General features: G+C 47.7%; 11 protein-coding genes. 4 read left to right on the top strand and 7 right to left on the bottom strand.

The window, feature by feature from the left end; genetic code table 11:
- The first annotated feature begins 390 nt into the window (after positions 1–390).
- Together GF401_10105 and GF401_10100 are read left to right on the top strand one after the other, a co-directional pair.
- Positions 391–1,146: an outer membrane beta-barrel protein gene (locus tag GF401_10105; GenBank protein MBD3345402.1), complete on the top strand. Its 756-nt coding sequence runs from the start codon at positions 391–393 to the stop codon at positions 1,144–1,146.
- A gap of 417 nt (positions 1,147–1,563) precedes the next feature.
- Positions 1,564–2,172, top strand: a complete 609-nt coding sequence (locus tag GF401_10100; GenBank protein ID MBD3345401.1) for a hypothetical protein — start codon at positions 1,564–1,566, stop codon at positions 2,170–2,172.
- Between the two features lie 14 nt (positions 2,173–2,186).
- Here the strand turns inward: GF401_10100 and GF401_10095 are convergent, their stop codons facing one another.
- Positions 2,187–2,372, bottom strand: a complete 186-nt coding sequence (locus GF401_10095) for a hypothetical protein (GenBank protein MBD3345400.1) — start codon at positions 2,370–2,372, stop codon at positions 2,187–2,189.
- A 169-nt stretch (positions 2,373–2,541) separates the two neighbouring features.
- Here GF401_10095 and GF401_10090 point away from each other — a divergent pair, with 169 nt between their 5' ends.
- Positions 2,542–3,879: an erythromycin esterase family protein gene (locus GF401_10090; GenBank protein MBD3345399.1), complete on the top strand. Its 1,338-nt coding sequence runs from the start codon at positions 2,542–2,544 to the stop codon at positions 3,877–3,879.
- Positions 3,880–3,934: 55 nt separating this feature from the next.
- On the opposite strand, the gene pgk is transcribed toward GF401_10090, so the two are convergent.
- Positions 3,935–5,086 carry a phosphoglycerate kinase gene (pgk, locus tag GF401_10085; GenBank protein MBD3345398.1) on the bottom strand — a complete coding sequence of 384 codons (1,152 nt, stop codon included), beginning with the start codon at positions 5,084–5,086 and terminating at the stop codon, positions 3,935–3,937.
- Here pgk and GF401_10080 point away from each other — a divergent pair.
- A complete protein-coding gene (locus tag GF401_10080; GenBank protein ID MBD3345397.1) occupies positions 5,025–5,435 on the top strand; it encodes a DUF2267 domain-containing protein in 411 nt (136 codons plus the stop codon). The two genes, pgk and GF401_10080, sit on opposite strands and share 62 nt — an antisense overlap.
- A gap of 119 nt (positions 5,436–5,554) precedes the next feature.
- Here the strand turns inward: GF401_10080 and GF401_10075 are convergent, their stop codons facing one another.
- The 5 genes from GF401_10075 to GF401_10055 all read right to left on the bottom strand — a co-directional run bounded on the left by GF401_10075 (position 5,555) and on the right by GF401_10055 (position 14,057).
- On the bottom strand, positions 5,555–6,832 hold the full coding sequence (locus tag GF401_10075) for a phosphopyruvate hydratase (protein ID MBD3345396.1): 1,278 nt from the start codon (positions 6,830–6,832) through the stop codon (positions 5,555–5,557).
- A 153-nt stretch (positions 6,833–6,985) separates the two neighbouring features.
- Entirely contained in the window at positions 6,986–10,201 is a 3,216-nt protein-coding gene (locus GF401_10070) for a hypothetical protein (protein MBD3345395.1), read from the bottom strand.
- A 210-nt stretch (positions 10,202–10,411) separates the two neighbouring features.
- A complete protein-coding gene (locus GF401_10065) occupies positions 10,412–11,557 on the bottom strand; it encodes a hypothetical protein (GenBank protein ID MBD3345394.1) in 1,146 nt (381 codons plus the stop codon).
- A gap of 50 nt (positions 11,558–11,607) precedes the next feature.
- Complete coding sequence (locus GF401_10060) at positions 11,608–13,242, bottom strand: hypothetical protein (GenBank protein MBD3345393.1); 1,635 nt, start codon at positions 13,240–13,242, stop codon at positions 11,608–11,610.
- The gene (locus GF401_10055; GenBank protein ID MBD3345392.1) at positions 13,239–14,057 is read right to left on the bottom strand and encodes a hypothetical protein; all 819 of its coding nucleotides are present in this window, start codon (positions 14,055–14,057) and stop codon (positions 13,239–13,241) included. Before GF401_10055 ends, GF401_10060 begins: the two co-directional genes overlap by 4 nt.
- Positions 14,058–14,067: the final 10 nt, after the last annotated feature.

Here is a 14,067-nt window from a genome sequence, read left to right as displayed (position 1 = left end):
ATAATTCGATCTGTCAAACTGCCGATTTCGGTTTGTATCAAGGTCGATCGGCACTACCGGTCTGGAGCGCCACTGCCATCCTGTCCCCGGGGCATCTTTCTGGTTCTCGGTTGAACCGGTTTTCCTCATTTAGACCCATTTTAATCCCGAAAAATGGCCCCTTGAATCTGTTGTGGATGAGAGTACTCCTTCGCTGTCGCGGGCCTGTATACTATAATATGCGGTGTCATGTTTGCTTTCTATTGTAAATTCCCTCTCTTTCGTGTACGGGTGTTGGCATTGATTTTGCATTATGTAGGAGTGCACTGTGTATGAGGACAAAATGACAACCCGATAAGGGAAGTAACTCAAACAGCCGGTTGTATCAATTTTTCATTAAGGAGGTAAATTATGAAACTAACACGTATTAACAAAGCGATTCTTTCTCTCAGTATTTTCATGTTTTTCACCTGGTCGGGCACCGCTTATGCCCAGGGACTTCGGGATGTAAACTTCGAATTCGGTGCAAAAGCTGGGTTCATTACAAGCCATATTACCGGTGACGGTATCGATGTGCTGGAGAATCAATGGCGCGGAGACGATGCCTTTGATGTGCTCTCGGACAACAATTTCTATTTTGTTGCCGGCGGCATTTCGGCAAAATTCATGCTAAGCCGGAATATCGCAATTCAGCCGGAAGTTCTCTATCATCGGAGTGGAAAGCGGTACGATGCACAGGTTGGAACTCAGGTATTCGACGATGTCGAGATCAAGACTGATTATTTGACAATACCGGTGCTTTTCAAATTGCAGATACCCACTGCCGGTTTCCTTCGTCCTAATCTCTATGCTGGACCTCACCTGAGTATTCAGCTGAATTCTGAAGTTGATAATCTTCAGAATGTTCCGGCAGGCTTAAATCTCGGTTATCTGTCTCCTTTCCGCACCGAAGACGATGCTGATGATGAAATCAGGAATCTGGATGCAGGCATAACCCTTGGCGCTGGTGTAGATTTCAAACTCGGCCCCGGATATCTGGGTCTTGAAGCTCGCTGGATGAGAGGTTTCGTCAATGTATTCGATACTGATGAATTAACTGATAATGCCGAGGAAGTCAAGAACAGTTCATTATTGGTAATGGCAGGATACTCAATTGCAATACGGTAGCACAACCGGCAATCATGCACAGTAAGGCGCTTTATTATAAATCAAAAGCTCTCCCGTCTTTCTTCGGGGGAGCTTTTGTTGTTTGAGGTCCAATCGGGGTATAACCTTTCCCGCATATTTGTAATCGAATAACCAATATTATTATTACACAATCGTAGTATGAATTCTGTAAGCACATGGTAATGAGCACCTGCCGCAGGCCATATCCGGCGGGATAATTTAAGAAGTGATATTTATGGCGCTGCTATTTAAGGGCTAAAGTACCATGTGCAAATTCTGTCATAGTGATTGTAGTATATATTATTGTAAAGCTTTTTCATGCTTTTTCCATTTCTCTTCTCAACGTCACGCCAAAAGAGCACGTGTGGATACGAATCCCTTTTTATTCTGATAATTTTAGTTGTTTCAGGATTGGCAATGGATTTTAATGACAGTAAGCCTGACGGTCCACTTTCTGATTCCTCTGTCGTGAACAGATCTTTGTCCGATTCCCCTGTTCCGCTTTCATTACCCTTTGAAGACAGGAAAAAGAGTCCATCCGACAGAAAAGTTATCGATGTCCCTCCTTCATTTATTACCTTCGGGAAATGGGTGGGTTCTCATAGCCAGACCTGGCTGGATGAGGTCGGAATGATGAATCTTGGATTACGGGTTCCTCATTCCCGCTGTTATTCACTTTTTACCGCCGGAATTATACCATCAAAAACCAATCGATGTTTTTCTGTAGGGTATGGCATTGGAAAAGACATTTCCCTTCCTGGTTTCTGTCTCAATGTCGATTTGCTCACGCAGGCACTTAATGTAGAGAAGCTCGAGCTCGACAAGCTCGATTTTATTACCCGTATCCGTCTTTCGGGCGAATGGAAAATCAATTCGCATATGAATTTTTTCGCCGGTGTTTCATGGAGCAATATTACCGGTTCAAGTCCTACGCTCTATGCACCCCACTGGAATGCAGAATCGATACGGCAGGGGAGGACCTGGAAGAAAAAGTGGCCCGGCTTTTTTATCGGTATTCAGTTCTGAGAATCATGAACGAATCAGCAGGTTACATGAATGATTGCGTTGATACCTTTTTCTTTTTTCTCCCGACTGATCATTTCACATGCTTCTCTGGTGGGAACGGCAATCAGCTCAACACCCTTTCGGTTTGCCTTTTCTTCAACCTCTTTCATGACCGGTAGCTGCGCGTCGGCGCCGGTGCCGATTATTAACCTTTTCCCCATAAAATATGAGGTTTAATTATACTCCATCAATTATAATGCCACAACGATCCGGGACGATTAACAAATGAAGAGGTTTCGGAGTGTAGAATGGCATGTGATTTGCGCTTTTTAGAGGCATCATTCCGGAACGCTTGATTGTTGAAAACATGATATTACGATGGAGGATTGTATGAACAGCGAATTACAGATTTATGATTCGATTAATCGTGAGGCATTGCCTTTTATCGGGGTTACCGGCGATTATGACGAAATACTTGCACAGGCACACAGTTCACGATATGTTCTTATTGGCGAAGCCTCGCATGGGACGCATGAATTTTACCGGATTCGGGCCGAGTTGACTGCCCGGTTGATTGCAGAGCATGGATTTAATGCAGTGGCTGTTGAGGCCGACTGGCCGGACGCGTACCGTGTCAACCGATATGTAAAGCACCGCAGCGATGATCTCGAGGCGATCGATTCACTTCAGGATTTCAAACGTTTTCCTGCCTGGATGTGGCGCAATATAGACGTTGTCGATTTTATCGGTTTCCTTCGGGAATATAATCGGGGAAAACCGCCCTATGAGATGGCCGGGTTTTACGGACTGGATCTGTACAGTCTCTACGGATCGATCGATTCCGTAATCAGGTACTTAGACCAGGTCGATCCTGATGCGGCCGAAAAGGCACGCAAACGATATTCCTGTTTTGAACAATACGGTCGTGAAGAAGAAAGCTATGGGATGGCTATGAGCTATGTAAGTGAAAATTGCCGGGAAGAAGCCCTTCGTCAGTTGCAAGACCTCCAGCGTCAATCACTGGAATATATCAGCAGGAATGGATTGATTGCAGAAGATGAACAGTTTTTTGCAGAGCAGAGCGCAAAGGTTGCATTGAATTCCGAAGGGTACTTCAGGGCCATGTTTGGCGGCCGGGTATCGACCTGGAATATGCGGGACCGTCACATGATGGAGATAGCGGAAGCACTGACCGATCATATCCGAAAGAGACGTGAACCTAAAATGGTTATATGGGCTCACAATTCTCATATCGGTGATTCCCGGGCTACCGAGATGTCCTCTCGTGGTCAAATTAATATCGGTCAACTTATGCGGGAGCGATACGGCAATCGATCCCTGTCGATCGGTTTTACCACCCACACCGGCACTGTCTCGGCAGCAAGTCGCTGGGGCGGTCTGGTGCAACGGAAAACCATCAGTCCATCCTTGCAAGAGAGTTATGAGAATATCTTACATCGTGCAGAATACAATTCCTTTGCATTGCTGCTCAAACAGGGAAACGAGAAGTTGCGTGAAGCCCTGATGCGCTCCCGTCTGGAGCGGGCTATCGGTGTTATTTATATGCCGGAAACTGAACGGGTGAGTCATTATTTTGAGGTAACATTGCCCCAACAGTTTGATATGGTAATCCACATCGACAACACCCATGCTCTTGAACCGCTGGAATTAACCGAACAATGGCAGGCCGGGGAATTACCGCAGACCTATGGGGCGGGGGGATTGTAAGAAGAATTGGAGTAGTGGAGTATTGGGAGTTTTCCAATACTCCATTACATTTTTCTCACACCTGCCCATAGGCAGCTTCGGCAAACTCACCTTGTAATACCGCTATGCCGGGGAGTTCCTTTCCTTCAAGAAACTCCAGAAAAGCATCGCCGCCGGTTGAGACATGGGTGAAAGCATCTTTTTTACCGGCCTTCTGAATAACCGCAACCGTATCGCCCCCGCCAACAACCACCGTGGCATCGATTTCCGAAAGTTTGTTCATGATTTTCAGGGTTCCCTGGGCAAATTGCTCGATTTCGGCAATCCCCAGAGGACCGTTCCATACGACGGTTCCGGCTTTTTCGAGTTTCTTCTTGTACATTGCACTGGTTTCCGCGCCGATATCGATAATGCTGGTAGAAAGGGGAACATCGGTAACCTGATGCATTTCCGCTTCCCCATAGACAGAAATATCGGTGGTGACTAACACATCGATCGGCATAACCAGCTTATTGCCTGCCTTTTCGATCAACGACCGCGCATCATCGAGGGCATCGTTATCGACAATGGAGACGCCGATTTCCATACCCTTTGCTTTCATGAGTGTTGTTGCAGGAACACCGCCGACCAGAAGCATGTCTATATCCGGCAGGAGACGACTGATAACACCGATTTTGTCAGCCGCTTTGGCTCCACCCATAATTGCGATAGAGGGATGATCAGGATTTTGCAGTAACGATGACAAGACCTCCAACTCTTTCATCATCAGCAGACCTGCATAAGAGGGGAGATAATGAGCAACTCCTTCGGTGGAAGCATGGGCACGGTGTGCGCTTGCAAAGGCATCATTGACAAATATTTCTCCGTGCTCCGAAAGCTTGCGGGCAAAATCGGGATCATTCTTTTTCTCTTCAGGATGAAACCGGGTATTTTCCAAAAGAAGTACTTCACCAGGCAGTAGTTGCTCCACGGCTTTGTTTACCTCATCACCAATACAGTCACCGGTCTTTTTAACCTCGACACCCAGTAGTTCGGAAAGGCGATCGCGTACCGGATCAAGACGCAGCTCCTCACGCACTTCACCTTTTGGCCGTCCGGCATGGGAACAGACTATACATCGTGCCTGCTGTTCCCGAAGATAGTTGAGGGTGGGAAGGCTTGCGTGGATGCGCGTATCATCCGTAACAGTGCCTTCATGCATTGGAACATTCAAATCGGTACGTATCAGGACTCGTTTTCCTTTGAGATCACCGGCATCGGTATTTCATACATTACGGGAGCGACTTGGTCGTAAGGAGTGCAGCCTGTTGGCGGCCCAGTTGCCAAATCGTTTGAAACCCTTTTTGCTTGAGGAGAAAAACAGCGAATATTTTAATCTTGAGGAGTTTTACAACCGGGTCGGCGCCCGAACAGGAGTTCGATATGGCGAAGCCGTTCATCGTTCACGTGTTGTTATGGATGAGCTTAAGAAAGCCATATCTCAAGGCGAAATTAACGATGTTCTTTCCCATCTGCCTGGAGAGTATGAAGAATTGTTCGGAAGAAAACCCCGGTCGGCTCTTTCACCAACGGTATAAGTGAGTCTGGAACTAATTGAACGTGCGATTGCGGCATTAAAAATGAAAAAAGGAGACTACAGAAAAACGGTAATCTCCCTTTTGAATGTTACTTTCTGTACAAATGCAGTAGAGCGGTTTTATTTAGACCACTTACCATACTGAGCGATATCGCACAACTCTTCTTCAATGCGGAGGAGCTGATTGTATTTCGCTACACGATCGGTACGGCTGGCCGATCCGGTTTTGATTTGTCCGGCATTGGTTGCCATGGCGATATCGGCAATGGTTGTATCTTCAGTTTCACCGCTGCGATGACTGATAACCGCGGTATAGCCGTTTTTATGAGCCAGTTCGATGGCATCAAGAGTTTCGGTGAGGCTTCCGATCTGGTTTACCTTGACAAGAATGGAGTTGCAGACACCTTTGTCGATACCGGTTTGAAGACGCTTGACATTTGTAACAAAGAGATCGTCACCAACAAGCTGAACAGTATCGCCGATTTTATCGGTGAGGATTTTCCAGCCATCCCAGTCGTTTTCAGCCATGCCGTCTTCAATTGAGCGGATCGGATAGGTTTTGCACCATGATTCCCAGTATTCAGCCATCTGCTCGGATGATTTTTCGGATTTATCGGATTTTTTGAAAATGTATTTTTTCTTGCGTTTGTCATAGAATTCCGAAGCTGCTGGATCGAGTGCAATCCATACATCTTTGCCGGGCTTAAGTCCGGCTTTCTTGATAGCTTCGATTACCGTTTCAATAGCATCTTCATTGCCCTTAAGTTCTGGTGCATACCCGCCTTCATCACCGACAGCAGTGGAGAGTCCACGACCTTTGATAATGGCCTTGAGGGCATGGAAAATTTCGCAGACCCAGCGGATACCTTCGCTGAAACTCTCGGCTCCCCATGGTTGAACCATAAATTCCTGCACATCGATAGGAGCTGAAGAATGGGCGCCGCCGTTCATGACATTGGCCATGGGAACCGGCATTACTTTCGCATTCACCCCACCAATATAACGATACAGCGGCATATCGAGTTCTTCAGCCGCAGCTTTTGCACAGGCAAGTGAAACACCTAAAATGGCATTGGCGCCCAGATTACCCTTGTTTTCGGTACCATCGAGATCTATCATGGTTTTATCGATTTCATTCTGATCGAGAGCATCCATACCAATAACTTCCGGGGCGATTTTATCATTGACATTCGTAACGGCATTCTGTACACCCTTGCCCAGAAAACGCTTTTTATCGCCATCGCGCAATTCCACTGCTTCATGTTCACCGGTCGATGCTCCACTGGGGACCGCAGCTCTTCCCATTGCACCACTGTCAAGATATATTTCAGCCTCGAGTGTCGGGTTACCCCGGCTGTCGATTATTTCGCGTGCATGTACGCATTCGATTGTACTCATACTCATCTCCTTGAGTTTAAGTTGTAATTATAATACTGTTTAATACCTATATGAAGCGTTAAAACTAATTGATTGCACCCCCCTGAGGCGAGGGGAGAGGGGAAAAATGTTGAAAGTTGAAAGTCACTACCTTTGCTTAATCTCAACCTCAACTCATCGATTCTCCCCCTCAGGAAATTTCACCACAATACCCTTCCCTTTCCAGGGCCATCCGGTATCGAGGTTTACTCCGTAGGGTCCGATGATGATTCTGGACTTTTCGACTTCAGGGTTGTTATCGAAATAGGCGGGGATTGCATCCTTTTTGGAGAATCCATTCATGCTGATAAAGAGAAGTGTGGGGCAGGTTATACTTTCCGGTTTCGCACAGGGGATTTCCCGTTCTCCAAAGCCACGGGAGCCGGTCAGGGCACTGTAACCGTCCGGGTTCCATTGGGAAAAGGTATAATAGGTCCGTCCGGTACCGGTTTTCCGGTGAAACCGTTTCAACTCCTTTTTATCGAAGTTCTGCAGCAGGCTGTTGACGGTCTGCTCGAAATTAACCGTACGAACAAGATTACGCACATACCGCTCGCTCAATCCGAGGGAGGAGGCCACATCTCTGCAGGGATTATTCATTTCATATCCGTATTTACTCCGTACATAGTTTACCGCTGCAATATGGTTACAATAGCCCCGGTGAGCCATGGGAAGCCTTATTTTTCGAGGGTGCTGACGATGTACCGGTTCCATCGTGCCGTCAATAACGATCAGAATCCGGTCGTGATTGAGTGTTCCATAGTTACTTGCGGTGCTGAATGGATAGGGCTTGACAGGATAGAGGGCGTCATGGCGGAGTTTGAACTCACTGATATTCATGTCGTCGCAATAGCGGGATGAGATTCCGGCCAGGGAGACATGGACGCCTTTTGTAATAAGATCCATAAGGATCGGCGCCAGACAAAAGAGTCCATAGGTAATATTGGGAATGATCCGTATCCGTATGCCCAAAGGATGAAACCGTTTGTAGATCGGCATGAGAAAATCATACAACGCACAGGCATCGTCGATTTGCTGAACATACATTTTTTTCACCAGTGGACCGATAGTCGTTCTCATTTCCCCGTGGGGTGGAAGCGCGGGCCAGCCGCGGGGGGAAAGCTTCTGTTTCAGTTGTTCCGATGCCTGTTCGAATTTCAGCCAGAGGTAGATTATCGATGGTCTGTCGACCGATTCTTTACCGTAGCGGTATCGATGGGCAAAGGTTGTAAACTGAAGGTGCCGGTCGAAAGTATGGTGGGGGTCAAACACCATTTCTTCCCGCGCTATCTGTGACCGCCGGTGAGTCAGGTCTTTCCAGACATGATCGGGAATTTCCCGGGCAGGCCATTGTCGTAAAAAATCGAGCAGTGTGTCGGTAAGATAGACTCCCTGTTTGGTACATTCATAGAAGATATAAAAGATTTCTCGAAGATCCTTTTTGACATCATCCTCCAAAAAAGCATCCGGATTAAAATGGAGTTCGTCACCCCGCCGGATTTTCTCGATCAAACCAAAGAGACCATCATGAAGCACAAAGGGGGCCCGACGGACAAACCATTCCTTGAAAAGAAAGTATTCCTGGACCATCGCGATCGAGTTGCCGGTTCGCTCCAGTAAATCATTGCATTGTTGTTGAACACTCGTTTCTTTCGGGGCCCGAAAACAGGTGAAATCATCTTTGTGGAGCACCTTTGCGCGTACGAATTTCGCCTTTGCCCGACCGAAGATATCATCGGAATAGCGGGGGTTGAAATCTGATGCAAAATCCAGGATATCGCCCAGCCGTTCGCGCAGTGCCATGCTTTGCACATGGCGAAAGTTGAGGCGCGTTATTTCTTCGAGGAGATTTTTGAAATCTCTGGTATTCAGTCTTCGTCTTTTTGCTGCTGGAACTTTCATATCAACCAGGGGAACAAAACCGCTTTCCTTGTCGAATGTCACATCGATTTCGAGCGCATCCGCTTTCTCAACAAAAAAGCGGACCTTTTCGATCAGGACCTGGAAATTAAAGAGAAAGCGGTAGAGCATATATATTTGGACCCTGGCGATTTCGAAGTGCATGAGCAGGGTGTAGTTTTTCAATTTGGTGAGTAGGGCAGGTTCGGACAGGAGCGTACGATGACACAGGTCAATGATATGAAAATAGAGGACCGGATGGCCACCGGCCAGTTTCCCCGGCAGCTTCATGAGTTCATCGAACCGCCCCGATGCGGCAATCGTATCGAGCATGAGAAGCTGAAACCGGGTGTTATCTTCCCGATCGAGTTTTTTAATGAAAAATGAACATGTTCGGGGGCAGTGAAGTTTATCGATTGCTTTGAGAATGGCAAGTTTGATATCGAGATTGTTATCATCCCAGAATGCAGTCAACTGATCTGCGACAAAATCGGTACGCTCACCGGTTCCTGCAAGGAGGTTAATATAGGTTACCTTATCGATAAAGGTGAGAATGTGATCTGTGGCACTGCAGAGCAGGCGCGCTGTCTCAGCCTTGTCGATCAGGGCCATGGTTTCGAAAAAGAAAGGAGTGCAGTAGCGCTGAGGGTTCCGATACACCTGCTGTTCGAGAAATCGACGGCATTCGTCACCACCCGAAACAAGAATTGCCCGGAGCAAGGGGTGCAGTGAGGAAGGCAGCTTATCCTGGAATCGATCAAGGAGATTATCACACAAGTGAGTTACCGACTTAAGGCTGATGTTGGGTCGGCAGAAGAACGCACGAAGCACTGAGGTACACAGCCGGATTTCATCGACAGAGCTTTTAAGGCGTATTTTATCGATAATTTCGAGAAGGATTTCTTCAACCCATTCATAGGGGACCCAGCGAAGAAAAATCATCAGCCTTCCAAGCCACGAAAAAGTGTGTTTCATGTCGGCGGCGGTAATCGATGATGCTTGGGACAGGTGCTCGATATGCCCCCGCATTTTGTCGTGAAGAAGACACATGAGTCGCCATTGACTTATATGTCCCACCACAATCCGGGCAGCGATTCTGGGTATTTCGGGGTCCGATACCCAGGTCTGTTCAAGACAATATCTGTCAAGCATCACGACAAGGTGATCGTAGGGAAGGGGGTCTTTTAAAACAAGGCGAAGCATTTCGTATCGCCGGTGAAGAAAAGCAACTTCAAGATCTCTGATCAGTGCTTCAATGTTATCACGGTGCGCAGGCGGGATACGGGGTATAATCGTGTTGAATTCCAGATGGAGCGGCGTGTTTTTCTCCATACTATTCATAAAGGAGCCAGCAAGGCGGTCGATTTCTTTCTTCAGTTCCGGACCAAGATTCTCTACAGCATAGGCAGTGAGATTACTCGCCGGATCATCACCAAAAGTACCTTTCACCACTCTGACCCCAGGACAGGTGTGAGAAAAGGTTTTGCATGTATGTTTCTTTTGGGGCATGGCGGTGTATCGGGGTTCAGGGTTGAGGTCTTGAACGGTTCAATTATCTTTGTCTAATATCCAGATCCACCATCGTCATCCACCATCCTCTTTTCCCCTAACCTTCAACTTTCATTCACCTTTCAACGTTTAACTTCCATTTAACTCTCAACCTTACCCATTCACCCCAAGGTATACTGCCAGGCCGGTCATGACCATACCGAGCAGGACTTTGAGGAGCACCATGTTTTTCTGCGTTTTTTTGGCGAGGTCCGACCATTTCATGCCGTAGTAGGCCAGCCCCATCACAATGAGGAGGGGAAGGACAAAGAGTAAATTATAAAAGGCAAGGTAGAGATAGCCTTTGATTATGAATTCCTGTTGCCGTGTCATGGCGGCGATATAAGGAAGGTACATCTGGCCGGTACAGATAGCTTCGAGCAGGGTGACGAGGAACCCGGTGATAATCGATCCGATGACGAGACCGCGATTGCTCAGATTTCCCGAGATGGTTTTGTGAATCCGGATTTTCACCGCCTTTGGGAGTTGCAGGGTAATATCCTTTGTTTTACCGGTTCTGGCATAGACAACGGCATCTTTGAAACTGAAAAATGCTACCCCTACGGCGATAGTAAAGGCCCCCCATCGTATAATCGATTTACCGATAGTGTTTTGCTGGATCGGTTCGATAATGCCCTTGAGCCCTGCCCCCATGGCAAAATAGGTGACAAAAACCGTCGCGGTATAGGAGAGACCGACAATCATAACTTCAGACCGTTTCCGTTTCTGTGTTGCCAGAAAGGATACCAGGAAAATCATGGTTGCGATTGCACAGGGATTGACACCGTCGGCCAGCCCCGCCACCAGGGTGCCGATAAAAAAGCCCCAGCCCCGGGTTTTTTCTCTGAGATAGCCGGCCACATCAACAGAATCCCGGGATACACTATCGCCCCCTGCTTGTTTACATACATCGAGACATTCTCTGATTTTTTTCTCGCCGTATGTCATGATATCATCGTAGCCGGTCAGGAATGTGTCGGGGAAAAACAGTACCTGCGGGGAGGATTGGGTGACCCCGTATTCGGCTTCCATGGTAACAAGGCGTTCAAATCCCTCATCGGTGTCGATATCGTGAAAATGCAGGTCGATCTCGGGATGCTTTTCGGCCATGGGTTTGAGCAGATGCTCTTTGATTTCCATGCACTCTCCACAGGTGCTGGAGCCGAAAAAATGGAGCTCCAGTTGCGACTTCTGTTGCTGATCGGCCGAAAGAGAAAGTGTAATTATCAGGGTGAAGAGCAGGATTTGAACAGTTTTCATTGGCACTGTGCCTCGTGGTTACGCGTTATAATTAAAGGGTGATAAAAATACTATAATTTCATCTGTGCACTAAAGGAAGCCGACACATTATTTGAATTACGGCTGTTGCTTCGATATCTTTTATGCTGATATTCTGCGGTGCCGCTGAGAGAGACTTTATCGGTAAGCGACCAGTAGAGATCGCTTCGAAGCCGCACACCGGTGTTGCTCGATTCATAGTAATAGGATTTTTCCTCCATATTTTCCCGGAGCCATGCAAAATAGAACCTGAAATCGAATATTTGTGGTGCGAGACGGAAACCGATTTCGGGTTCAAAGACAACAGAGGTTTCATCGATATACTGAATGACCGAAAATCTCTCATCCGCGACAGGATCGATTGCGTTATACCGGCGATAAATAACCGGAATTTCCAGGCTGATCTGGAGAAAGGGTGAAGGAGAAAGTTCAATACCCGGCCCTGCTTTTAAAGAGGAACCATAAAGCGAGTATGCGGCGGGAATGGTGGTGTCTTTAGCTACAGTATCCAAGGGAAAACGGGGAAATGGATTGTAAATAATCGAATCGACTGAAAAGAGGAAATTCTGGTTGTATTCTTCGTGGCTATACAGATAATCGAGTATTACCGGTACCCTGATCAGCTCGTTGATTTTTCGCTCTATTCGTCCTTCAAATTCATAATCACTTCGCGTATCGATTCTCCGGGAATTGGGATAGTGCTCGAAGAGGTAGCCAGCCATAAAATTACAGGTTATCCGGTTCAGGAGCAGATCAGCGGTTAGTGTCGGACCGAACCGGTAGATATCCAGCGAGTCGATGCCGGATGAATCACCGATACCGGCATTCCGGTCATAATAATCTTTGTACTGAACGAGAAAACCGGCGGTATAGGTCTTTTTGAAATCCCGTGTGGTAAACTCACCCAGGGGGGTGGTTGAATATTCCAGATAAGAGCTTCTTCCCGAACGGTTGTAGCGGTAGGTTCTGTTGGTGACTGCAAGGGGGAGTGAAAATCCTGCCGGGTTATCGAGGTGGAAACTCTGCAGCTCGAGTCTGATTTCACCTTCCAGAAGATCCGACGTATCGGGGGTATCACCGCGGAACTCATCACTGCGCATCAACTGTTTTTCCGCTTTTGCATATATATCGGTATTAAGCCACTTCTTGAAGAAGTGAAACCGGCTTTCGAGATCGATAGAGGTCCTGTTGTTGCCGATATACACCGATGGCGTCAGGGAGCGGATAAAGGCACTTGAGGGAGTATACTCCAACGATGCTTTTGCGAATACCGCAAAGGGTTCTTCCTTAAGCTGCTGGATTGAATCCCTGGCTTCCTGATCGCTGGTATCTGCTTTCCCGATGTCTTTGAGATAGTAATAATCCATGCCGCTCATGATACGCCATGTGTTTTTCATTTCAGGAGGGCGGTGCTTTGGCGCTGATCCGGGCGGGACGGGTGTTTGGATCACCGGTGCGATCTCATTGAGCAGATCGAGAGCTTCGGTATAGAATCCCTGCCCGGCGAGTGCATCTGCGGCTTTAACCGCTTTGAGAATATCTTCGTCTTGCGACTGCATCATTTTGTTGCGGGTATGATAATAGTTAAGTGAATCGGCAGGCTGGGCAGCAGCGGACAGGGAAAGCAAAAAAAGCCAGAGCGTGAGGACTGGGAGCTGATTTCTCATTGGGAATTACCGGCAAGGTCGGCTGCTTTTTCCAAAAATTTCCGTGCAATAATGAATTCCGTTTCCGCGCCTTTTTTGTCGTTGGCTTTTTGAAGCTCTTTTCCCTTTGTAAAATGGGAAATGCCCTGGTTCAGCAGTGATTGTGCCTGCGCACTCCCGGACCGGCCGACCAGTTTTTTGGCCCGGGCGATCATGGATTCGACACGTTCCTTTTCCCCGGCATTGTCGTCACATATTGTTTGAAGTTTTTCTATGGCTCCGAGGGCCATATCGATAGCGGCGGCGGGCTTGTTCCGGTCAAGCGCCTCCTGTGCTTCACCAAGCATACGTTCGGCGCCTTTGATTGTCCTTGGGTCCGCTGTCGCTTTGCAGCGGGCGATCTTTTTCTCTGCTCGGGAGAGGACCTGCCCGGCATTCGCCGACCGTCGTGCCTGAAGTTCGAATTCGCCGGTTTTTGCCGAATATTCCGCAAGTTCCGAGTAAATACTTTCCGCCTGACGGCACATGAGGTTGACACTCGAGCGGATACAATCCTTGCACGGCGCCGCATCATCCTGTGCAGCAAGATCGTCTTCTATCTTGTCGACCTGATTCCGGGTCCGGTCGAGCCGGTTTTTGAAATACTCTATCTTGTTAAGAGATGTCTCGACATGGCGGCCAATAGTTTCGTTCCCCGAAGCCTCGGCCATCATATCCAGGTGGTCAATAGAACGTTCGAGTTTTTCCAGCTGCTGTTCGGCTCGCTCAAGACGGCGAACGCATCGTTCCTTTTTATTCTTTACCTGCTGAACATTACCGGCGCCAGCTGCAGTCATCAGGAAGCAT

Source organism: Chitinivibrionales bacterium (assembly GCA_014728215.1).
Lineage (GTDB): Bacteria > Fibrobacterota > Chitinivibrionia > Chitinivibrionales > WJKA01 > WJKA01.
This window is presented reverse-complemented; position numbering and strand designations above follow the sequence as displayed.